Below are 23,817 nucleotides of genomic sequence, written 5' to 3'. Positions count from 1 at the left end.
TGTTGGATGGCGTACGCTTTTTATCAACCAAGGATATTGCAAAATTTAGAATTGGTTGAATTAGCGGGTTGGTTAGGAATTGTGCAAGGGTTAATTGTTGCGGTGGTTGAACCTTTGAATGGAGGAATTTCCGATCGCCTCCAGCAACGTTTGGGTAGTCGCTTACCAATGATTAGTACAGGAGTGCTATTAGCTGGGGTGATTTTTGTCAGTGTTTCGTTGTTGGCTGACTACAATTTACCCACGGGTATGCGGTGGATAATTCCCGTACTGATGACAGCTTGGGTAATGGCGATGATTATTTTTCGCGGCCCGGCGATCGCACTTTTAACTCAGTTTGTCCCGACAACCGTATTACCGCAAGTTAATGCCATCTTAGTACTTATATTTGGTACGCTAGGAGCGATCGCACCTTTATTACACACCTTACTTGATAGTATGGGTGCGTCAATCACTTTCATGTTAGGTGCGATCGCTTTAGTTTTGGGTGCATATATTTTGCAATTATTCACTCCCAAACATACTTTGATTGCTGCAATTCAGCCAGATAAATCGGCGACTGCGCCTTCTGTATTATTACTCCTAATTTTTATCATCGGTTTAGCGACAGGATTTGAAATTAACTTGTTATTGGGCATTTTTCCCCAAAAGTTGCAAACTCAGCTACCTGGATTGTCAGTAGAATTTGTTGCTTCGGAAATACTCTTAGTTTCTGCGATCGCATCTGTACCTTTAGGTGACTGGACAGCAGATTTGGGTGCAAACAAGTCCATGTTGCTGGGTGTCGGAACAATGACGGGTTTGATGGGGTTAACAGTATTAAATGATAGTTCGATTCTGGCGATCGCTTTAATTTTGACTTTTGGGATAAGTTTAAGTTTAGTCTTGATGAGCATCATTCCCTTGGTGTTAGGGAAACTAGCTGTAACTCAGGCTGGCTTGGGGATAGGTTTATATTTGGGTGGGAGTGCTGGCGGAACTGCAATCGTTTCATTATTAATGAAGCAAATTGGTATAACATCCGTCGCTGCATTTTTGTTGGCGGAAGTCGCCTGTGTGGCAGTAGCTTTGTGTATTCTTTTGTGTAAGAAAGTTTCTCATATCAAATCTCTGTAAGCCTCCACTAAATAATTATTATTGAATGACTTGGCGCTCTTGGCGTTCTTGGCGGTTCGTCAAAAAATTAAGTGCATCTTCATGGAGAATTGGTATTAAGTCAGCTACTCATGAGAAAATCTCACAACCAAACATCAAAAAGGGACTCTTGACTAGGTAGTAGAATTTTTACTCAGCACTCAGCACTCTCAAACTAGGATTGGGGAATAAAACATTGAAATGGCTTTCTATTATAGGTATTGGCGAAGATGGGTTACAGGGTTTAAGTGCGATCGCCCGTTCTATAATTGCCCAAGCTGAAGTTATTATCGGAGGCGATCGACATTTGGCGATGCTTCCCAGTGATGACCAGCGCCAGAAAATTCCTTGGACTTCTCCTTTTAGTGCATCAGTCGCCGAAATTATCAGCCGTCGTGGTCAGCAAATCTGCATTTTAGCCAGTGGCGATCCTATGTGTTACGGCGTGGGTGTGACTTTAACTCGACACATCCCCATTTCAGAAATCACAATTATTCCCGCACCTTCAGCCTTTAGCCTCGCCTGCGCCAGACTGGGATGGTCATTAACAGAAGTCGAAACTATCAGTTTGTGTGGTCGTCCCGCAAGTTTGCTTCAGGCTTATATTTATCCCCAAGCCAAGTTATTAATTTTGAGCGCCGACAAGGAAACACCGCAAATTGTGGCAGAAATCCTGAAAAATCGGGGCTATGGTCAAAGTAAAATGATTGTTCTAGAACGTTTAGGTGGCAATCATGAACGAATAATTACAAGTACAGCCGCCGCTTGGAGTGAAACAGAAATTGCTGATTTAAATACCATCGCCGTTGAATGTCTGGCTGACATTGGCGTTACAGCCTTACCAAGATTACCAGGATTGCCAGATCATGCCTTTCACCATGACGGACAATTAACCAAACGAGAAGTCAGGGCAATTACTTTATCAACATTAGCACCCTTACCAGGGGAACTTTTGTGGGATGTCGGCGCGGGTTGTGGTTCCATTTCCATTGAATGGATGCGGACTCATCCCCGGTGTCGAGCGATCGCCATTGAACAAAATTCATCTAGACTGCAATATATTGCCGATAACGCCGCCGCTTTGGGTACGCCAAACCTAGAAATTATTGCAGGAAAATCACCCCCAGCTTTGCAAAACTTACCCACACCAGACGCGATTTTCATTGGTGGTGGCGTGACAGCAGCCGGATTGTTTGATATTTGCTGGACAGCACTACCTTCTGGCGGTCGTTTAGTCGCCAATGTTGTCACCATCGAAGGCGAGCAAACCTTATTTCAATGGTATGAAAAAGTTGGTGGCAGTTTTACCCGCATCGCCATTCAACGAGCAGAACCCATTGGTAAATTTTTAGGCTGGCGAGCAATGGCTCCTGTGACTCAATGGATTGCTATCAAATAGAAAAAACCTGCTACAAATAAAAGGGAGAATATGAGAAAAGCGTACACAGTCTAATACCATTTTGGATTTTGGATTTTAGATTTTAGATTTTAGATTTTGGATTGGGTAAGGGTTGATCGGTAAGCTTTTGAGCCATCCATCTGTCGCAATCATTTTTTAATTTAGTATAATTTTATACAGCGTTTCTCCAAAACTGATAACTAGCCTCCAGCCTCTAGACCCTCCTTTATACTTAGTTATGAAATTTGTCTCATCGGGACTGCCTTCTGCTATAGTTACAATTTTTATCGGTTAATATGGCGATCGCATATTCAAAAATCCCAAAACTGCCCGATTATGTTGTGTGGGTGTATCTTAACTCTTAATTATGCTGAGTAGTGTTGACCGATTATTATTTGTGCGCCGAGTCCCGATTTTTAAAGAATTGCGGGATGATTTTATCGTGCGGCTAACTTCAGTCATGCACGAGTTGTCATTTCCGGCAAACTATACAATTTTTAGACAGGGTGAAGAAGGGCGATCGCTTTATATAGTGGTATCAGGTAGAGTTAAAGTCCACATTGGTAATAAATTTCTCGCAGAAGTAGAACAGGGAAAATACTTTGGCGAGATGGCAGTATTTGATACACAGCCCCGTTCTGCCACTGCGACCACCATCGAACCTTGTGAATGCTTAGAACTCACACAAGAACAACTTTATGACGCAATTGAAGAAACTCCCGAAATTGCCGTCAACATCATTCGTGAGTTATCACGGCTCATCCGCAGACTGAATGAGAGTGTTGAAGTAACTCATTCATAGTCTTCTACAATTGGGATTAATACACTTGAATTATTATTCATGCTACGTAAATTTACTAGTCGGGATGAATTGATAACGTATCTGCGCGAACAATTTCCCCAAGCCGCAGAACGTGACAACCATATTAGTAATACTATTGGCGGACGCAAAGCAGCCCAAAAAGCATTACAAAAAGTAGACCCAGCCGCCTACAGCAAAACCCGTAACTTTTTTACAGGCTCAGTTACAAAACTTTCACCATATATTCGCTATGGGGTGTTAAGTCTAGCCGAAATCCGCGAATATGTACTGGATAACGTTAAACAGCCAGAAGATGCTACCAAACTAATTAACGAATTAGGCTGGCGTGATTATTGGCAGCGATTGTATGTCAAGCTAGGTGATGGCATCTGGCAAGACCAAGAAGAATATAAAACAGGTTACACAGTCTCAGAATACGCCCCAGAACTACCCCAAGACATTCAAGCAGGTAGTACAGGGCGAGTTTGTATCGACAGTTTCAGCCAAGAATTGCGAGAAACTGGCTACTTACACAACCACGGGCGGATGTGGTTAGCGGCTTACATCGTTCATTGGCGGCGTATTCGTTGGCAAGCCGGGGCTAAATGGTTTTTGCAACATCTTTTAGATGGTGATCCTGCCAGTAATAATATGTCTTGGCAATGGGTAGCCAGCACATTTAGCCATAAACCATATTTTTTCAACCGCGAGAATTTAGAACGCTATACCAAAGGTGTTCATTGTCAAAAATGCCCACTATACGGGCATTGTGACTTTGAAGGTAGCTACGAAGAATTAGAACAAAAGTTATTTCCTAAAGGGGAATTTACCAAAAAGCCAAATAGCCAAAGTTGGCAGCATGGCAAAAAAGGGAAAAAATAAAGCTTATAAACCCCTCAGACTGGAAGTCTGGGGCTATACAAACACTTCTTTTACACCCTTACACCCATTTTCAAGGCAGTTCTCATGAATAAACCAATTATCTGGATACACGGCGACTGTCTCAGCCCATCCAACCCCGCATTTCAAGAATACCCTGATGCCCCAGCAATTTGGGTATGGGACGATGCTTTAATTGAAGAATGGCAATTAAGCCTGAAACGCATCGCCTTTATTTATGAATGCTTGCTAGAGTTGCCAGTAGAAATTCGTCGCGGCAATGTTGCCCAAGAAATTTTAGCCTTTGCTAAAGAAAACAATGCTAATTTTGTGGTGACAGCCGAAAGCCCAAGTCCGAGATTTGATGATATCTGCGATGACATAGAACGTTCTGTGAAATTAGAAGTATTAGCCGTAGAACCATTTTTTGAGTATGACGGCTACATCGATTTAAAGCGTTTTTCCCGCTATTGGAAGGTAGCGGAAAAGTACGTTTTTGATTGATGCGGCAAGTGCTGAGTGCTTTACACTGAGCGTAGTCGAAGTGTGAGTGCTGAGTAAAACATTCTTCCTCTACCCCTACTCCCTACTCCCTACTCCCTACTCCCCACTTCTAAGGCGACAACCGCTCAATTTTCCAACTGCCATCATCTAAAAGAGTATAAAGCAAGCGATCGTGTAGTCGGCTAGGACGACCTTGCCAAAACTCAATTTCGGAAGGAATGACTCTTAAACCCCCCCAATGAGGCGGACGGGGAACTTCTTGGTTTTCATATTTACTCTGAAACAGTTCCATTCGCTTTTCTAGCAGTTCTCGACTTTCGATAACTTCGCTTTGATGAGAAACCCAAGCACCTAAGCGACTATTAGGCGGACGACTCTCGAAATACTTGTCTGACTCTGCTTCCGAAACTTTTTCTACATGACCACAAATTCGTACTTGGCGTTCTAATTCTGCCCACCAAAAAACCAAAGCTGCTTGAGGATTTTCTGCGAGTTCTTGTCCTTTGTGACTGTCGTAATTAGTAAAAAAAACAAAACCTCGTTCATCAAAATCTTTGAGTAACACCATTCTCGCCGCAGGTTTAGCATCAGGTGTGGCAGTAGCTAAAGTCATGGCATTGGGTTCTGGCAATTGCGCTGCTAATGACTGCTCAAACCATTTTTTAAATTGTATAAATGGGTTAGGGTCAACTTCAGTTTCAGTTAAGTCTTGTAATGTGTAGTCTTTGCGGAGGTCAGCTATGGTGGTATTCATCGTTATGTATTTCCTCTATAACAGATACACTTATACAGGGCTTAGTTAAAAATATCTATAAATCATGGCTGGTATCAATGCCAGTTGCCCAAATTTCTTCCCGAACCGTCTCAAGCATTAAATCCAATGCGCCGTTCAGCCTCTCTGCAAACTCTGTTATTCTACGGTTTGAGCGGCCCGATTATCGCTCTCAATGTTGGGCTGCTATCAATACTTTTCAACTATTTTAAGCATCCCATCACGATTGTTAGTGTTGCGGCGATTTTAGCTTTTTTACTGAATTACCCAGTGAAGTTTTTTGAACGCGCCCGCATCACTCGGACACAGGCAGTCATCATAGTTTTGTTGGTGACATTAACATTGTTTGTCATTTTGGGTGTGACTTTAGTCCCAATTGTGATTGACCAAACAATTCAACTGTTAAATAAAATTCCTGATTGGTTAACTGCAAGTCAAACCAACTTAGAACAACTAGAAGCATTTGCCCAAAAGCGCCGTTTACCTTTAGATTTACGAGTACTGAGTAATCAAATTAATGCCAGTATACAAAACATAGTCCAGCAGTTAGCATCTGGGGCGGTGGGTGTAGCGGGGACTTTGCTATCGGGCTTATTAAATATTGTACTGGTGGTTGTACTGGCATTTTATATGCTTTTGTATGGCGATCGCGTCTGGCTCGGTTTAATCAATCTTTTGCCATCTCACATTGGCGTACCTTTGACGATATCTCTACAGCTAAATTTTCAAAGATTTTTCTTGAGTCAATTGTTACTTGGCTTATTCATGGTGGTGACTCTCACCCCGATTTTTATTGTGATGAAAGCGCCTTTTGCCTTATTGTTTGCCATAGTTATCGGCATATCAGAACTGATTCCCTTTATTGGGGCAACCTTGGGCATTAGTTTGGTGACAATTTTAGTAATGCTGCAAAACGGTTGGTTAGGAGTGCAAGTTGCGATCGCTGCAATGATTATGCAACAAATTAAAGATAATCTCTTAGCACCCAAATTACTCGGTGACTTTATCGGTCTCAACCCCATTTGGATTTTTATTTCTATTTTGATTGGATTTGAAATTGCGGGATTGTTAGGTACACTTGTGGCTGTTCCCATCGCTGGCACCATTAAAGGCACATTTGATGCCATCAAAACCAACAAAGGAGGTAATTTCGTCTCACCTTTCACCATTTCCCACGACCCGCCAGAAGACCGGATAAATTAGTGAGTGGGGAACTGAGGAAGTAAAGTAAAGGACGCAGAGGAAGCAGAGGAAGAATTTTTTACTCAGCACTCAGCACTCAAAACTCAGCACTATTAAGTTATCTTGCTGAAACACCAGTATAAAAACCTAATGATATATTAGTTTGTCCATAAATAATTAAATTAACTAGAGTATCTTGCTGGGATTTGTTTCACCGACCTCAAATCACACCTTCCATAATTCGGAAATCAGAATGGATGCTTCCGAGCTATTAGAGACAATAACACTCCTCATTGACCAAGCTGAACGGGGGGAAATAGACCCTTGGGATGTCAAGGTGATAGAGGTAATTGACCGTTATTTAGAATTTATGGCACCGGAGGCGACAACAAAAGGCTATGAAGCCGATTTATCTCAATCTGGCCAAGCTTTTTTGTCGGCATCAATGCTGGTGTTATTCAAAGCAAATACCTTGATGCAATGGTCAACAGCTGGAGATGTCGCAGAAATTTTAGAAGATGACGGCATAACTGATTTGGAAAACGGCTTCTCTCATCAGCGTCGGTTGCCATTAGAGTTACAGCTACGCCGCCGTCCCTCGGCTATGCCACCGCCTAAGCGACGTGTCACCCTGCAAGAATTAATTGAACAATTGCAGCTGATGGCAAATCAGCTAAAACTCGTCCAAAAAGTTGATAAGCCGGCGCGGGTGAAGCGCCAGCCTAGTGTCCGTACAATGCGGCAGGCGCTAGAATTAGCTCACCAAGAAAATCTCACAGAAGTTGCTCAAGAACTGGAGGAGTTACTGCGTAATGCTGCCCAAGAATTATTTCAAGAACAAAGTTATGTCACCCTGGAACAGCTTGTACAATTATGGTCTCAAAACCAGCAACCACAACAAAATAATGCTCACCATGAGTCAGAACACAGCCACTTAGTTGGTGTGTTTTGGGCTTTACTGTTGTTATCGGCTCAATCTAAAGTCGAACTATTTCAAGCGGAATTTTACCAAGAAATCCAAATTCGGCTGATTACAGATGCAGTTAACATACCAAAATCCGTAGAACAACCAATAAACTAAATTACTAGTTCAGATTAAAAATAATTATGTAAGTTACACAGAGATACCAAAGCTATTTTTTTAAGTTTTAGCAAATTTAGAATATTAGCGATCGCTTGCGGCGGGTTAAGCCTGTAGCCTATCTCTCGCTATGGTTGCAATAACCAGTAAATTACTGTTATCCCTGATTCTAGGAGTTGCTTAGAACAGAGATTAAAACTGATGATTAAGTATTACTCGTTGAAAGTAAACTGGCTTGTGGTTGAGGAACAAATTTTATGAAAGCGATGATTCTCGCGGCGGGTAAGGGTACTCGCGTTCGTCCCATTACCTACACGACTCCCAAACCAATGATTCCTATCTTGCAAAAGCCAGTGATGGAATTTTTACTGGAACTTTTGCGTCAACATGGTTTTGACCAAATTATGGTCAATGTTAGCCATTTAGCTGAAGAAATTGAAAACTATTTCCGCGACGGTCAACGGTTTGGCGTACAAATTGCCTATTCTTTTGAAGGTAAAATTGATGACGGTAAACTGGTGGGGGAAGCCATTGGTTCGGCGGGAGGAATGAGGCGTATCCAAGATTTCTCGCCGTTTTTTGACGATACTTTTGTAGTATTATGCGGTGATGCTTTAATTGACTTGGATTTAACAGCAGCTGTGAAGTGGCATAAATCTAAAGGGTCTATAGCCACAATCATTTCTAAATCTGTTCCCCTAGAAGAAGTTTCTAGTTACGGTGTTGTCGTTACTGATGAAGAGGGACGTGTCAAAGCTTTCCAAGAAAAACCTTCAGTAGAAGAAGCCCTCAGCACCAATATCAACACAGGGATTTACATTTTTGAGCCAGAAGTATTTAAATACATTCCCTCTGGGGTTGAATATGACATCGGTAGTCAGTTATTCCCCAAATTAGTCGAAATTGGTGCGCCTTTCTACGCGATTCCGATGGATTTTGAATGGGTAGATATTGGTAAAGTACCAGACTACTGGCGAGCAATTCGCGGTGTGTTGCTAGGTGAAATTAAAAACGTCCAAATTCCCGGTCATGAAGTCGCCCCTGGCATCTACACTGGTTTAAATGTGGCAATCAATTGGGACAAGGTAGATATCACTGGCCCAGTTTACATTGGTGGAATGACCAGAATTGAAGATGGAGCGAAAATCGTTGGCCCAGCGATGATCGGCCCGAATTGTTGGATATGCAGTGGCGCAACTGTAGATAACAGCGTCATCTTTGAATGGTCACGTTTGGGGCCTGGTGTCCGTCTCGTTGACAAGCTGGTGTTTGGTCGTTATTGCGTGGATAAAACAGGCGCATCTATTGATGTGCAAGCTGCTGCTTTAGACTGGCTAATTACTGATGCGCGTCAAGCACCACCAGTCCACACACCTCTAGAACGACAAGCGATTGAAGAATTGCTGGGGACAAGCACCAGCTAGGGGCTAGAGGCTAGAGGCTAGGGGCTGGTAACTTTGGATTAATCCCAAAAAAATTCCCCTAATCTCTAGTAGTCTGCCAAGGAAACTTTGCGTTGTGGTCAGCAGAGGAGCAGAGGGGCAGGGGGAAAAGACTTACTGCAAGTTTCTCCCCTGCTCCCCTGCACAAGAGCTTACCTCCACGTAGCAATTTTGGGTTGGTACACTACTAGTCCCTAGTCTCTGATCCCTAACCTTTAGCTGTTCAGATAGGTGTATCTTCTGAGACTTTGTTCGTAAGTTTGCAATAACCTTTGGGATTCTGCCAAGGTAATGCGTTTTTCTTCTAGTGCTTTCTCGCAGCGTTGGCGGATATTTTCCACCATATCTTCGGAGTCATACTGCACATAACTGACTACCTCGCTCATAGTATCGCCTTTGACGACGTGTTGAATTTGGTAGCCTTTGGGTGTGAGTTGAATGTGAACGGCGTTGGTATCACCAAACAAGTTGTGCAGGTTGCCCATGATTTCTTGATACGCACCATTGAGGAACATTCCCAAGTAATAGGGTTCGCCTGGTTGGAAGGTGTGCAGTTCTAAAACAGATTTGACATCACGCAGGTCAATAAAGCGGTCAATTTTACCGTCACTGTCGCAGGTGAGGTCTGCCAAAATTCCCCGTCTTGTTGGTTCTTCATCAAGGCGGTGGATAGGCATAATGGGAAATAATTGGTCGATCGCCCAACAATCTGGTGCTGATTGAAACACTGACAAGTTGGAGTAGTAGATGGAAGCCATGATTTTTTCTAGGTCTTCCAGTTCATCGGGTACGTAATCTTGCTGTCTAGTAATGTCTAAAATCTTTTGACAACAAGCCCAGTAGAGTCGCTCGGCTTTGGCTCTTTCCCGTAGACGCAAAATTCCTAAGTTAAAGCGGCTGATGGCTTCTTCTTTAAATTGGGTTGCGTCGTGGAAAAACTCTTGGTAATTTTCTTTGTTAATTGATTGATAAGTTTCCCACAAGTAATTGATAATTGGTGATTCTCCCTCTTGTGGGGGTTCGGGGGGATGGAGGGGGACATCGCTGGTACTGAGAATGTCAAAAATCAGTACCGATTGGTGAGATGCGATCGCCCTACCACTTTCACTAATCAGTGTTGGTACTGGGATTTGTCTTTCCGCACAGGTATCTTTTAACTCTGCAACAATATCGTTGGCATAGTTCTGCATGTTGTAGTTTTTCGAGGCGTAGAAGTTGGTTTGAGAACCGTCATAATCTACACCCAAGCCACCACCAACATCGAGATATTTCATGTCTGCTCCCAACATCGCCAACTCTACATAAATGCGGCTGGCTTCTTGGATGGCATCTTTAATTACATTGATGGCAGAAATTTGCGAACCGATGTGGAAATGTAATAACTGCAAAGACTCGATTAACTCGGCTTCGCGTAATTTATCCACAGCTTCGATAATTTCGGGCATGGTTAAACCAAACTTGGCGCGATCGCCACTGGAAGTTCCCCAGCGTCCCATTCCTTGGGTGCTGAGTTTGGCACGCACTCCCAAAATTGGTTTAATCCCTAACTGGCGATTAGCCGCAATTACCAAATCAACTTCTTCAATCTGCTCTAAAACAATAATTGGGGTTTGGCCTAGTCTTTGGGCTAACATTGCCGTTTCGATGTATTCCCGGTCTTTATAGCCGTTGCAAACGAGCAATGCGCCTGGGGTATCCAATAAAGCCAGGGCAATCATTAATTCTGGCTTGGAACCGGCTTCTAATCCAAATTGATGGGGTTTACCAAATTTGACTAAATCTTCAATCAAATGCCGTTGTTGGTTGCATTTGACAGGAAACACCCCACGATAAACACCAGGGTAGTTATAACGAGCGATCGCTTTGGCAAAACAAGCGTTTAACCGCTCAATGCGGTCTTCTAAAATGTCAGAAAAGCGAATCAGCAAGGGTAGCCCCAAATTCCTTTGCTTTAAGGCGTTGACCAATTCAAACAAGTCAAGAGAACCCCCGCGATCGCCTTTGGGGGAAACAGTCACATGACCAGCAGCGTTAATTGAAAAATAAGGTTGTCCCCATCCTTCAATGCGGTATAGTGCTTCGCTATCCTCGATTTTCCAAGCGCGAGGTAAATCGCCGGCGGTAGTGCTTGGTGGTAATAACTTTTTTTGTTTGTGATTTTTCACTTCAGATTTATGACCATTTGACGGTAGTTGTACCACCTCATCAGATGTAGCAGTTGACTCAACACCCATTTCTGACCTCTGTGTTTCACCCACGAATAAACAATTTAACGCATTCATCTGGTAATGGATACGCACCTAGTGATGATTTCTGAGATAAACTCTGATTGGTCAATTGTCATTCGTCAATATTGTCATTTGTCATTGGTCATTCGTTTTTAGACTATTGACAAAGGACAAAAGACCAAGGACAAAAGAAAATTGACAAGATAAAAACTTTATTAAGTTTTGGGAGACAGCTTTGGAACGCACATTTTTAGCAATTAAGCCTGATGGCGTACAACGTAAACTAGTTGGCGAAATTATCCGTCGGTTTGAAACTAAGGGTTTTACCCTGGTGGGGTTGAAGTTTCTCCAAGTAAGTAAAGAATTGGCGGAACAACATTATGGTGTTCACCGGGAACGCCCCTTTTTCGGTAGCTTAGTCGAATTTATCACTTCTGGCCCAGTTGTAGCGATGGTCTGGGAAGGTGATGGTGTGATTGCGGCGGCGAGAAAAATCATCGGTGCTACCAATCCCTTAACCGCAGAACCAGGAACAATTCGCGGCGACTTTGGGATCAATATTGGACGCAACTTAATTCACGGTTCCGATGCTCCCGAAACTGCACAGCAGGAAGTTGCTTTGTGGTTTAAAGATGAAGAGTTAGTTAATTGGCAACCACATATTTTCCCTTGGTTGCACGAATAATTTTGGGGAGTGGGGAGTAGGGAGTGGGGAGTGGCTCACAAGTGTAGGTTTTTAACAGAGTGATGAGTAGCGACTCTAAAAATCACGATTTAATCAGAGTTCCACCCCCCTCACACCCTTACACCCCTACACCCTAAATCAAGGTTTTTGGGGCATAACGTAAAAAACCTACACCTGTCAGGTGGGGAGTGGGGAGTGGGGAGTAGGAAAACACGGCATTTCTGCCGCCTGCCTCCGGTTGGTGAATCTCGACTTCGCTCGATTACCGCGTAGCCGAACCACTGCCTCCTGACTCCTGCCTCCTTATTTCGAGACTTCTGTTTTTTCCGGTTCAGCTTGGGGTAATGGGGCGGGATTCCGTTTAGAAAAGCCCCAAGCTAAAATCAGGGCGATCGCAGTGATCATTAACCATTCTGGTGGCACTAAATCATCGTTGATCACTTTTAAGAGCAAACGCAAACCTACGAACGCTACAGTTACATAACCTGCATCTTCGAGGTTGGCATATTCATCTAACCAGCGAATAAACAAGCCAGCCATAAATCGCAGTGTAATAATTCCGATGGTGGCACCTGTTAAGACTAACCATCTTTCTTGGGAAACTGCGATCGCGGTTGTAACGCTATCTAATGAGAATGCCAAGTCTGTAAATGCAATTACAGGTATGGCTTGTAAAACAGTTTTAAACCTCGGCCCATGATGGTGAGAGTCTTCGGTTTCTTCTGAGGTAAAGTGTTGGAATACCAGCCACAGCAAGTAAGCCGCACCTAACAGTTCAAATTGCCAGAAATTTTGTACCCAGGTAGCAGTCAAAATCAGGGAAATCCGCAACACGTAGGCAATTACTAAACCAAAGTTCAGCGCCTTACCTTCTAGTTCCTTGTCTTCTAATCCCTGGGCGATTGCAGCGAGGGCGATCGCATTGTCAGCCGAAAGCACCGCCTCTAAAAACACCAGAATTAGCAGGACTATAGGGGCTTCGACGCTGAAGTGAAAGTGGAGATAATCAAATATGCTGTCTAGCATTCCGGGGTTCTCAAGTCAAAAATAAAAACTAACAGAATTTTTTTCTATAAAAAGCGCAATCAATCGCTACTCCTATCCAGCTTAACTTGTAAAAGCTGCATAATCGCAGCGATCGCATCTAAGTATTTTACATTCTCATTTCAATGTAGTATTGAGAATACAGAAATTCAGCAGCGATCGCTAGAAGCTGGATGAAAGATATGGCAATTCTATTTGAGATATCAAACGAGAGACAAGGGAGATAAGGGAGACAAGGAAGATAAGGTAGACAAGGGAGATAGATAACAACAGGTTGGCGTAAATAAACAAACCACAGTTCGGCTACGTGGTAATCGAGCGAAGCGATGCACTGAGCTTGTCGAAGTGTCGAGATTCAACTACCGCGTAGCCGAAACTCAGTGACCATAAGTAATTGCTAAAAGCCTTGTGGTATCAAGGTTCTTTCTTTTGCCTTTTGCCTTTTTACTTTTTCTTTGTTGTACTAGTCTGACAGGCTGCATAAACTCATCAACCCAAACCTATTGATTGAGTGAAGGGATAAAACCCACACACCAAACACTCACATTCAAAGGAAAACAGTTATGAAAACCAATCTTTTACTCAGCCTTGCTTGTTCTATCTCCTTATTAGGTACATTCACATTACCTACTCATGCTCAACCAGTTCCAACTGTGCAACCACAAGCAATCAGTTCTGAAATCACCATTCCTCAAGATACCGCAATTATTGTGGCTTTTCCTGCACCTGTTACCATCGATGTTGGGCAGAAAAAAGATTATCCTCTGACTCTTCCTTTAGCTAGTGCCATTAAAGATGCTCAAGGCAATGTTATCGCGCCTGAAAATACCCCAGTCAGTATAGTTTTAAAACCCAAAGAAGGCGGAGCAAGAATTGTGGCACAGTCTTTAGTGATTAACGGCAGAATTGTGACCATCAAAGCCTCTAGTCAAGTAATTCCTGGTACTACCATTACCCATGTGCGAGCTAATGATAAGGCAGTTGAAAATGGTTCGGTTTGGGGGAGAATTGGCGGCAGTACTTTAGGCTTTATCAGCCAAGGAGATCCTGAGCAATTTGATCGAGGAGCTATGTTAGGCAGTGCTGTAGGATTGTTGACAGGTTTACGTTCCGCAGAAAACACCCGGATTGTACAAATTCCCCAAAGCAGTGTTTATGTCCTATCCCTTGAAGCTCCTATTAGTTTAACTCCTCGTTAGTCACAGAAACAATCAGATAAAATCACTCCCAAAATTTTACGCTGGCTGTAAGATGGCTAAATGAAAATTATGTCGATTTTCTACTATCAAGTATTTTTCTTGTAACGGTTGCCACTGCTGCCATAATTGGTGACGATGTTCGGCTAATAAGTTAGCTAAAGTAGGCAGATGACTATTAAATTCTGACTTAAAAACATCTGTCAGCCACTGTCCCATCACCACACTATCTTGAATGCTCCCTAAAATATCTTGTATGCTTTTTATTTCCGCAATGTACCCTGTGTAAGCGTCTGTATATAAATCAGCAAATAATTCCATTTGATAACGCAAACGTTTTGCTTGTTTGCGTAAATCATGAATCGTCTCACCTTTACTGGTTAAATGTTGTTCTATTTTTTCAGCTTGCCAATCACTGCGAATCTTCACTTCAGACTCGGTAACTTGAGTTCCCACTAACCACCCTGGATGGAGAAAGAAAACACTGACTTCTGGTAAGAGTAAATCTGGTAATACTTGCTGAATTGGCAGAGTAGCTAAAGATTGATAGTGGGGTTTTTCTAACCATTCTTCTAATGTTTGTTTAAAAGATTTATATGGCTCATCTTTGAGTGTATTCAACACATCAGCTAATGCAACTTCTCGTTGTTTTGCTAAAGCCTGAAAAGCTTTATGTAGAGATTTTTGTTCCTTATGTGGTAGTTTTGGTTGGTAAAGCTGTTCTAAACTTTCTTTGAGTACGTCTAAGTCTCTGAGGCTACCTAGTCGACGAGCAATTTTACCAATATTTTTATCACTTGCTGGCTTTGGCAAATCTAGTACAATATCAAACCGATTCACTGCGGTACGGAGACGGCGCATCCCTACACGCATTTGATGTAATGCTTCAGGATCTTCATCTTTTTTAACAGTTTTTTCGTACTTTAAAGTTTTATTAAAATGCTTTTGAATTGCTTGGTAAGTGTATTCGCCTAGTGTTTTGACCGTGGGTTTGGTGGCTAGTTTCATAATTAATAGCAACTAGTTACTGATTAGGGTTATTGCATACTAGCATCAGTTTAAAAAAACCATCTATCTCCAGATAGTTTTTTTAAACTTGATAACTATAATGATGAGTATTAATATTAGCATTATTTTGAGATGAATCTAAAAATAAAGTGAGTTTATAGAGATTTTTGTCTAATACTGATTAAAATGGCTGTCATTATCTTGGATAGTTACTGTAATCACAAAAAATATTCATCATAAAAATGCCAAACTCACAGATAATCAAGCAAGTTATTCTCACATTTACTGAAAGTTTTCGAGAATACAGAACAGATATTTCAGGAGTAATGCTAACACCTGATAAACATTTATGGTTAGGCTCAGATGAAACTTCTACCTTGGAAAGACTAACTTTGAGTGAAGAAAATAAATTTGCCGAACACCAACAATATAAAGTCTCAGATTTTCTTAAATTACCTGCTTCAGAAGACGAAGAAATTGATATTGAAGGATTGGCATATACAGATTATTATTTATGGTTAGTTGGTTCCCATAGTTACAAACGCAAAAAACCCAAACCTGACAAGTCTGATCAAAAGAATGTTTCGAGACTGGCAAAAATTGAAACCGAACCTAATCGTTATATCTTAGGCAGAATTCCTTTGATAGATGGCAAATTAGTTTCTGCTTGTCAACACCCACAAGACGCAAATTTACAGTTAACTTCGGCAAAATTAGAAATCACAAAACAAGGTAATTTACTAATGTCTGCTTTAGCAAATGACCCTCATTTGGGGGCATTTATTCAAGCTGCAATTCCCGGTAAAGACAATGGTTTTGATATTGAAGGGTTAGCTATTTATCAAAATAAGCTTTTTTTAGGGTTGCGTGGCCCTGTATTACGAGGTTGGGCAATAGTTCTGGAAATTGAACTACAAAACTCCAGTCCTGGATTGCTGAAACTCATGCCGATTGGTGAAGCAAAGAAAGAATACAAAAAATATTTCCTTTGGCTGAATGGGTTAGGAATTCGTGATTTGTGTCTGGATAGAGAAGATTTATTAATTTTAGCTGGGCCAACAATGGATTTAGATGGCCCAGTGCAAGTTTATCGTTGGCAAAATGGTGTGAAGTCTTCAGAAAATCTGCTCAACTATCCACAGCTTGTGCAAGAAATTCCTTATGGAAATCGCAATGATCATGCTGAGGGGATGACTTTATTTCAAGATATTTTAGGAGCGCCTTCGCTGTTAGTGGTTTATGATTCTCCAGCTGAGACTAGGTTAATTGACGATCGCAGCGTCACAGCCGATATATTCTCCTTAAGTTAAAGGTTAGTAGAAATTGCTTGCACAGGACAAGTCGGAATACACTGTTCACAAACAATGCAGCGCGATCGCGTAAATGTTAGCTTGAATGTTTCTGGATGCAAACTCAGTGCTTCTGTGGGACATACCCCAGTACACAAGCCACAGTCAACACAGATATCTTCATCAATAGCAATTTCTCCCAAACTGGAAGATACACCAATGTGACGCGATCGCATCCATTCAATTGCTGCATCTAACTGATCAATATCTCCAGAAAGTTCCACCACCAATTTACCGATTTGATTGGGGGCGACTTGGGCGCGGATAATATTGGCAGCTACATTAAAATCTTTTGCCAGTACATAGGTTACAGGCATTTGAATAGCACGCTTGGGAAATGTTAAAGTAACTCGTTTTTTCACAGGTTTAAGCAGGTAGAGGCGGACAGATAAAAAGAAAGCGATAAACTAAAAAGTGGCAATAGTTAATAAGTAACGCGATGTGCGACTTAATATTGCGTAACAAGTTCATCGAATTGAAGAGGATCGCAGTTATGGCGATTAAGCCAGAAGCAAAGTGTATGAGCTAAAATTTTCCGGTTGATTCTGCTGGTTAAGTCCCACATATCTCGCTTCTCGAATTTTCTCGATGTGGAATCGTTCAACAAGTTGCCCAATGACAGTTTCAATGAGCCGACGAAAACGTTGTTGTAAATGAATGTAAGCCTTGTTGCTAGACTCAGACATATTGGAACGAAGCGGAGTGCGTAAAATAATGCCCACTTGTGCAAGTTCTTCACCAAGAAACTGGCTCAAATAGCCCTTGTCTCCAATCAACTCACCACGAATCCGACTCACCAAATCCCACAGTGCCTCTCGTTCGCTACCATTTGCCGGAGTCAGAGAAAAGCCACTGATGACACCTGTAACGCTGATAATTAAGTGTCCGTGAAACCCATAGTAGGTTTGTTTTTTGGCGGCACAAAAACCGTAATCCGCTTCGGCTCTAAAACTACGACATCTGGGCGCACGACTGAAGCAACACAAAGGCATTGGTAGTCCATCTATCAAATGAATCTCACACTCGAATGCACCCAATTTTGCTGCTAACCTCTGTTGTATTAATTGCTTGTATTGCCAGAAATTAGCCGCTTGGCGAATGAAAGCACAACGACTTTTGAGCGCCGGAAACCACCCTAACCAATGGCGATGAAAGTACTTCCAAATGTCTTTTTCTGCATCAATACCCAAATATTCTGCCACAATTTCCATTGTCATGACTTCACTCGCGCTCAAACTCGGTGCAAAGCCTCGTCGAATCACTGGGTAAACTTCTGTAATCTCTACTAGTAAATCGTCCACACAACAGAACACGGCAATGATAAACTCTTCGATAGAAAACATGATTCCCACTCTCTGCAAACTGGAATGAATTGTCCTGTTAATTAGCAGTCTGTGGGATTTTTCTTTTCAATCGTTTACATCCCTACTCATTTGTAACAAAATAATAAGTCGCACATCGCGTTAAGTATGAATAAATTTGCTATGACTACAGAAGCACCCGTTAATACTCCCACCAAGCCAGAATCTAAATTTGGGCAGCGTTTAAGAAACTTCTTAATTGTAATAGTAGCGATCGCCCTGAGTGTTGCCCTTGTTTTAGGGTTAAGAACTGAAACTAATTCCATTTCCGTTGCTGAGTTGGCGAAAAACTCCACACCCCTAGATGTTGCTGTGAGTAACGGTAAACCATCCATCGTGGAGTTTTACGCTGACTGGTGTACTGTTTGCCAAAAAATGGCACCAGATATGGCAGAACTAGAACAGCAGTATGCCGACAAAGCTAATTTTGTCATGCTGAACGTAGATAACACCAAATGGTTGCCAGAAATGTTGAAATATCGCGTAGATGGTATTCCCCATTTTGTATTTTTAACTAAAGATGCAGAAAGTACAGCCCAGGCGATCGGTGATATACCCCGTAATATCATGGCTAATAATGTCGAGGCGTTAGTGGCTGGTACACCCTTACCTTATGCCCAAGCTAGTGGTAAAACTTCTAAAGTTTCTACCTCAGTTGCACCAAAACCGCAAGATGATCCCCGCAGTCATGGTAGCCAAGTCGTGAATTAATTGTTTTAAACATATAGGAATACGGTTTGATTCCTGAATCTATAGCAGTTCTTACTTGCTTGTAATACAGTTGGAACCCCACCCCCAACCCCTCCCCGCTTGCGGGGAGGGGTTGGGGGTGGGGTTGAAATGTACTCATCCAACCGAGAACCGCTATAGTTGTGTACCCAGGGAGTAGGAAAGAAGCCTGACCTATCTTTGTCTACAAAAACAAATGCACCAGTAAAATACCCTGGGTGGGGTATCTTCCTGGTGCAACAAGCAAATTTCGACAAACAGGGGAGTAATTAAGAACAGTTGTTCGCTATTTTTGTAGATGGATATTGTACCGATTTGAGCAACCTACATTTTATTGGCTCAACCGCCTGCAACAGCAGGTACAATACTCACTTCATCACCATCTTTCAACGATGTAGCTATTCCCTCTAAAAAGCGGATATCTTCACTATTCACATACAAATTTAAAAAGCGTCGTGGTTGTCCTGCTTCATCACACAGTCGCTCTTTGATACCAGGACAATGTTTTTCTAAAGAATCGAACAACTCAGCGACACTGCTACCTGTGCATTCGATGGTAGCTTGACTATTTGTGAATTTTTGGAGAGCAGTTGGAATTAAAACAGTAACAGCCATATTGGAAGTGTGAAGTGTGAAGTATGAAGTAGGAAATTTAGGTTTGTTGTTTTTTACCTTTAAACTAGAACTTGTTGCCATTCTAGGCGGTCTAGGGTACGAGAACGTTCTAGGGCGCGTTCAAAACTATCGAGTTTGGCATCAATTGTCAATGGTTCGCCAACGTAACCTTGAATTGCTTCTTGAGTTTTCAAACCATTGCCAGTGATATAAACAACGGTAGTTTCATCTGGATCAATTTTGCCAGCTTCTACCAATTTTTTCAGCACAGCGATGGTTGTACCACCTGCTGTTTCTGTAAAGATACCTTCGGTTTCTGCCAGCAACTTGATGCCTTCGATAATTTCTGCATCGGTGACTGATTCAATATTACCGCCTGTTTTCTTCGCAATTTCGACAGCATAGACACCATCTGCTGGATTACCAATTGCGATCGATTTAGCAATTGTATTTGGTTTCACAGGCTTGATAAAGTCGCGGTCTTCTTTAAATGCTTGAGCGATGGGCGAACAACCTTCAGCTTGTGCGCCACTAAACCGCACATTTTTATCTTCTACTAAGCCAACTTCGACAAATTCTTTGAAGCCTTTATAGATTTTGGTAAACAGCGAACCAGAAGCCAGAGGCGCAACTATATGATCTGGTAATTGCCAACCTAGTTGTTCAGCGACTTCAAAGCCGAGAGTTTTGGAACCTTCAGAGTAGTAAGGACGCAGATTAATATTTACAAAACCCCAACCATGTGTATTTGCAACTTCTGAACAGAGGCGGTTTACTTGATCGTAGTTGCCTTTAACAGCCATGAGAGTAGGGCTGTAAATCAAGCTACCTAAAACTTTACCTGCTTCTAAGTCAGAGGGGATGAATACGCAGCAGTCTAAACCAGCATGAGCCGCGATCGCAGCTGTAGAATTTGCTAAGTTACCAGTACTAGCACAAGATACTGTAGTAAAGCCTAGTTCCCTAGCGCGAGACAAAGCAACTGAAACTACCCGATCCTTAAAGCTGAGGGTAGGCATGTTGACGGCATCATTTTTAATGTAAAGCTTATTCAGACCCAGGCGACGGGCAAGACGTTGGGAACGCACCAAAGGAGTCATCCCAGTTCCCACATCAATTACATTGTCAGTTGCAACAGGTAAAAATTGACGATAGCGCCAAATTGAATTTGGCCCGGCTTGAATTTTTTCGCGGCTCACACTCAGGCGAATATTGTTGTAGTTGTATTTCACTTCCAACGGCCCAAAGCAAAACTCACAAACATGACTAGCTTGGAGTTCGTATTCTGCACCACATTCTTTACACTTCAACGCTTCTAATGTGGCTGTGGTGGTTTGGGTATGTTTGGAGATTGCCTGAGTCATAGCGATCGCTTTCCCTGTTTTGTCCGTCAACTGTCGCTTGATAGTAACACGAGTAAAAATACCAGTCAAACATACCCGATAAAAATAGTCGGATATTTGTCTACGCACAAAAATTCCTTGAAAAAATAAAAATATCTTTCTGATTGTTGATGAACACTCAGTATTACGGTAATAACTTATTAATTAAGTATAAAAAAATGTATTTTTTTAATTAAGATATCGTTGATAATACTGGGTAAATTTAAGTATGAATTTTTGGTATACCAGTATTTCGACTGTTTTTTTATTGCAGATGCTTGATTTAAGGTTGTTATTGTTACGCAATATTTGTGTAAGAAGTAATAGCCAAAGTGTCAGTAAATCAAGCAAAATGTAAGTAAAATCTGTCACTTATATTTAATTAGTATTACATCACTATTGGAATGGAAGAATTCAATTCCAGCATTTATATCGACTCTTATCGAAATTAATCAGACTGCACCGTATTTAGCAACTACACCCAATGAAATCTCGTTACCCAACTCACAAGACTAAAAACGGCACATTTCGCAATACTTTAGTAGCAACAGTATTGTTAGCTAACGGGTTTTTCTTGGTCTCCCCAGTGTTAGCTCAAACTACGCCAACCGCAGCTGGTACATCTATCGATAACCAAGCTACAGCCACCTACGAAGATCCCAATAATCCAAATATACCCATCAATGCCACTTCTAACACCGTTACTATCTCCATAGCAGAAGTAGCTGGTATTTTGGTTCAAGCTGGTACACCTGTAGATAACAACGGTGGAACTATTCAAACAGGCGATCTGATATATTTTCCTTTTACTATCACCAACATCGGTAACGACCCGACTCGGTTCCAAATTCCCACCCAGGCTGGTATTACAGGGCCAGGTACACAAGGCACACTACAATACAGCACTGATGGAACAACATGGACAGATGTTCCTACTGGTGGCTTCACTACAGTTTCCATACCAGTTAATGGCACGATACAAGTACGAGTCCCAGTCACAGTAAATTCAGGAGTAACACCTGGACAAACCATTAAAGTGACTTTAGGGGAAACTAACCCTGCTGAGACTAACTCTAACTCTCCACGAGCCGGATCGATTAATGATGCTAGAGATATTTACACTGTGGACAATGCAGATGGCACACAAGGAGAAGTTACAGGTGTACCTGCTAACGGTGTAGTAGAAGGCAGTGCGGCAGCCACAATCACTATTGCTCCGAAGTACTATTCTTTGGCTACCATACTCAAAACTCGCGGTACTTATAGCAATAGCAATACGCCAACTGATATTACAGACGACACCATCAATTACGGCTTGAGTTTGCAAGTTAGGTCTACTGATAACACAGGTCAAAACATCACTCCCTCAGCTTTAGCTGGTTCTGTTATACCGGGTCTTACTGGTACCAATATCTTAGTTTCCGATGCTATTCCTTTTGGGACACAATTAGCAGCAATACCAACTGCTCCCACTGGTTGGACTGTAGTTTACTCTACTACTCCTGTAACTACATCTGCTAACGCTGCTACCTGGACAACCACAGCGCCAGCAGATTTATCTACTGTCACCCGCATCGGTTTTGCAAAAACTACTGTAGATGGCAACACATCTACTTATCTTGCTGCTGCGGATGCACAATCAACCAGCTTCTCTATTCAGGTAAAAGTTAAAACAGGACAGACTGCACCTCTAACCATTGCCAACATCGCGCAAGTATTTGGTAAAACACCAGAGACAAATGCTCCTGTATTTGACGAGTCTGGTGATATCAATCCCAGCAACTTTGATGGGACTCCGAATAACATGACACCCTCACGAAACGTAGATACAGATGGGGATAATGTACCAGATAAGTTACCAGATGTCGTACCTGATGGTTATATTACTGATCCAAAAACTGACCCCACTGATCTAAACAACACCGGAACTGATACCAATGGGAATAATACTGGTTCAGGCACTGATGGTGAAGCCAACGTATTTACAATCAGCCTCAACGCACTTGTCAACGGGCCGAATGGTTTTCCTGACGCAGTAGGCCCGAATAATAATAATGATGATTTTACAAACAAGTCTTCCAATGTTCCGGCTGGCTTAACTCCTGGTTCAACATTTAATCCAAACGCAGTTACTTTTACTAACACTATTCTCAATACAGGTAGTTTGGTAGCCAATATATCTTTACTACCTACACCACCAGCTACCCCAAGTCACTTGCCTAACGGTACAACCGTAACGATAACTGTTGGCTCTTCATCCGCTACTTATACATACAACGGCACAGTCTTTACATTTACAAGTGGCACTGGTTTTGCGGCAGGCAACCCTATCAGTGCTACTAACCCATTACAAATTAGCGCATTGGCAACAAATACTCAATCTAGCTATACCGTCACTGTTGATTTGCCTGCTGGTACTCCACTTTCGACTGATCCTGGTTTGGAACGCGGCTTCCCTGTACCAATCACGGCATTTATTGACGCTAATGGTGATGGTGTGTCTAACAACAACGAAGTGGCAAACATCACTATTGATCGTGTCTACACTGGTTTCTTGCAACTAATTAAACAGTCACGGATTTTACAAGGAACTGGGCCAGCAGTTCAAGGTACGGATGGTACTTTGAGTACAACACCGAAAAAACCTGCACCGGGAAATATTGTTGAGTACGTTATTCAGTACAGAAATATTTCTGAACCACAGCCAGCAAATGGTAACAATAATGTAATTTTAAATGCTAGTAATGTGGTAATTACGGAAGATGGTACTTTAGCTCCCAATAATTGGGCGGTAGACAATGCACCTACCAATAACGTAATTGATACAAGCCATGTTCTTGGCTCAGTTCAGGCAGCAGGAACAATTCAATTCTTCGGTGGTACTCTTGCTAATACTGTTGGTAGTGAACAAAGTGGTACTACTGCGGCTACAGATATCACCAAGTATGTAAATACTCTCTCTGCCCCAGTTACACCTGGTCAAACAGGAACATTTATCTTTCAACGTAAGGTTAACTAACAGTAA

At 42.1% G+C, this 23,817-nt stretch carries 20 protein-coding genes and 1 pseudogene; 13 read left to right on the top strand and 8 right to left on the bottom strand.

The features are described from left to right. Positions 1–6: 6 nt before the first annotated feature. The 5 genes from H6G79_RS06260 (at position 7) to H6G79_RS06240 (ending at position 4,718) form a co-directional block, all read left to right on the top strand. On the top strand, positions 7–1,116 hold the full coding sequence (locus tag H6G79_RS06260) for an MFS transporter (RefSeq protein ID WP_313933884.1): 1,110 nt from the start codon (positions 7–9) through the stop codon (positions 1,114–1,116). 214 nt (positions 1,117–1,330) lie between these two features. Next, the gene (gene cbiE / locus H6G79_RS06255; RefSeq protein ID WP_190590559.1) at positions 1,331–2,533 is read left to right on the top strand and encodes a precorrin-6y C5,15-methyltransferase (decarboxylating) subunit CbiE; all 1,203 of its coding nucleotides are present in this window, start codon (positions 1,331–1,333) and stop codon (positions 2,531–2,533) included. A gap of 367 nt (positions 2,534–2,900) precedes the next feature. Next, positions 2,901–3,335, top strand: coding sequence for a cyclic nucleotide-binding domain-containing protein (locus H6G79_RS06250; RefSeq protein ID WP_062286916.1), 435 nt, complete (start codon positions 2,901–2,903; stop codon positions 3,333–3,335). A 39-nt stretch (positions 3,336–3,374) separates the two neighbouring features. Beyond that, a complete protein-coding gene (locus H6G79_RS06245) occupies positions 3,375–4,217 on the top strand; it encodes an FAD-binding domain-containing protein (RefSeq protein WP_190590560.1) in 843 nt (280 codons plus the stop codon). 84 nt (positions 4,218–4,301) lie between these two features. Beyond that, a complete protein-coding gene (locus tag H6G79_RS06240) occupies positions 4,302–4,718 on the top strand; it encodes a hypothetical protein (protein ID WP_190590561.1) in 417 nt (138 codons plus the stop codon). A 109-nt stretch (positions 4,719–4,827) separates the two neighbouring features. Here H6G79_RS06240 and pdxH read toward each other — a convergent pair whose 3' ends face one another. Then, positions 4,828–5,472: a pyridoxamine 5'-phosphate oxidase gene (pdxH, locus tag H6G79_RS06235; protein ID WP_190590562.1), complete on the bottom strand. Its 645-nt coding sequence runs from the start codon at positions 5,470–5,472 to the stop codon at positions 4,828–4,830. Positions 5,473–5,598: 126 nt separating this feature from the next. Between pdxH and H6G79_RS06230 the strand changes: the two genes are divergently transcribed. The 3 genes from H6G79_RS06230 to H6G79_RS06220 all read left to right on the top strand — a co-directional run bounded on the left by H6G79_RS06230 (position 5,599) and on the right by H6G79_RS06220 (position 9,177). Beyond that, positions 5,599–6,693 carry an AI-2E family transporter gene (locus tag H6G79_RS06230; RefSeq protein ID WP_190590563.1) on the top strand — a complete coding sequence of 365 codons (1,095 nt, stop codon included), beginning with the start codon at positions 5,599–5,601 and terminating at the stop codon, positions 6,691–6,693. Positions 6,694–6,925: 232 nt separating this feature from the next. Next, positions 6,926–7,753, top strand: coding sequence for a segregation/condensation protein A (locus H6G79_RS06225; protein WP_190590564.1), 828 nt, complete (start codon positions 6,926–6,928; stop codon positions 7,751–7,753). Positions 7,754–8,010: 257 nt separating this feature from the next. Next, a complete protein-coding gene (locus tag H6G79_RS06220; protein ID WP_190590565.1) occupies positions 8,011–9,177 on the top strand; it encodes a sugar phosphate nucleotidyltransferase in 1,167 nt (388 codons plus the stop codon). Positions 9,178–9,410: 233 nt separating this feature from the next. On the opposite strand, the gene speA is transcribed toward H6G79_RS06220, so the two are convergent. Then, positions 9,411–11,429 (bottom strand): biosynthetic arginine decarboxylase, encoded by a 2,019-nt coding sequence (gene speA / locus H6G79_RS06215; RefSeq protein WP_190590566.1) that lies wholly within the window; start codon positions 11,427–11,429, stop codon positions 9,411–9,413. Positions 11,430–11,658: 229 nt separating this feature from the next. Between speA and ndk the strand changes: the two genes are divergently transcribed. Further along, positions 11,659–12,108 carry a nucleoside-diphosphate kinase gene (ndk, locus tag H6G79_RS06210; protein WP_190590567.1) on the top strand — a complete coding sequence of 150 codons (450 nt, stop codon included), beginning with the start codon at positions 11,659–11,661 and terminating at the stop codon, positions 12,106–12,108. 303 nt (positions 12,109–12,411) lie between these two features. Here the strand turns inward: ndk and H6G79_RS06205 are convergent, their stop codons facing one another. Next, positions 12,412–13,134, bottom strand: a complete 723-nt coding sequence (locus tag H6G79_RS06205) for a TerC family protein (protein WP_190593565.1) — start codon at positions 13,132–13,134, stop codon at positions 12,412–12,414. Between the two features lie 581 nt (positions 13,135–13,715). Here H6G79_RS06205 and H6G79_RS06200 point away from each other — a divergent pair. Then, positions 13,716–14,351, top strand: coding sequence for a hypothetical protein (locus H6G79_RS06200; RefSeq protein WP_190593566.1), 636 nt, complete (start codon positions 13,716–13,718; stop codon positions 14,349–14,351). Positions 14,352–14,387: 36 nt separating this feature from the next. Here H6G79_RS06200 and H6G79_RS06195 read toward each other — a convergent pair whose 3' ends face one another. Next, positions 14,388–15,356 carry a CHAD domain-containing protein gene (locus tag H6G79_RS06195; protein ID WP_190593570.1) on the bottom strand — a complete coding sequence of 323 codons (969 nt, stop codon included), beginning with the start codon at positions 15,354–15,356 and terminating at the stop codon, positions 14,388–14,390. Between the two features lie 242 nt (positions 15,357–15,598). On the opposite strand from H6G79_RS06195, the gene H6G79_RS06190 reads away from it, so the two are divergent. Continuing rightward, entirely contained in the window at positions 15,599–16,666 is a 1,068-nt protein-coding gene (locus H6G79_RS06190) for a DUF3616 domain-containing protein (RefSeq protein ID WP_190593572.1), read from the top strand. Here H6G79_RS06190 and H6G79_RS06185 read toward each other — a convergent pair. Then, positions 16,663–17,067, bottom strand: coding sequence for an NIL domain-containing protein (locus tag H6G79_RS06185; protein ID WP_190593574.1), 405 nt, complete (start codon positions 17,065–17,067; stop codon positions 16,663–16,665). The genes H6G79_RS06190 and H6G79_RS06185 overlap by 4 nt on opposite strands. 86 nt (positions 17,068–17,153) lie before the next feature. Next, positions 17,154–18,048 (bottom strand): annotated as a pseudogene (locus H6G79_RS06180) (IS982 family transposase). 141 nt (positions 18,049–18,189) lie between these two features. Here H6G79_RS06180 and H6G79_RS06175 point away from each other — a divergent pair. Beyond that, complete coding sequence (locus H6G79_RS06175) at positions 18,190–18,777, top strand: thioredoxin family protein (RefSeq protein ID WP_190593635.1); 588 nt, start codon at positions 18,190–18,192, stop codon at positions 18,775–18,777. A gap of 357 nt (positions 18,778–19,134) precedes the next feature. On the opposite strand, the gene H6G79_RS06170 is transcribed toward H6G79_RS06175, so the two are convergent. Continuing rightward, positions 19,135–19,410: a MoaD/ThiS family protein gene (locus H6G79_RS06170; protein ID WP_190593575.1), complete on the bottom strand. Its 276-nt coding sequence runs from the start codon at positions 19,408–19,410 to the stop codon at positions 19,135–19,137. A 59-nt stretch (positions 19,411–19,469) separates the two neighbouring features. Next, the gene (gene thrC, locus H6G79_RS06165) at positions 19,470–20,774 is read right to left on the bottom strand and encodes a threonine synthase (RefSeq protein ID WP_190593636.1); all 1,305 of its coding nucleotides are present in this window, start codon (positions 20,772–20,774) and stop codon (positions 19,470–19,472) included. A gap of 502 nt (positions 20,775–21,276) precedes the next feature. Here thrC and H6G79_RS06160 point away from each other — a divergent pair. After that, entirely contained in the window at positions 21,277–23,811 is a 2,535-nt protein-coding gene (locus tag H6G79_RS06160; protein WP_190593577.1) for a hypothetical protein, read from the top strand. The last annotated feature ends 6 nt before the right edge of the window (positions 23,812–23,817 follow it).

The organism is Anabaena sp. FACHB-83, from assembly GCF_014697485.1.
Lineage (GTDB): Bacteria > Cyanobacteriota > Cyanobacteriia > Cyanobacteriales > Nostocaceae > Nostoc_B.
The sequence above is the reverse complement of the archived record's forward strand: the minus strand, read 5'-3'. Positions and strand labels throughout refer to the sequence as shown.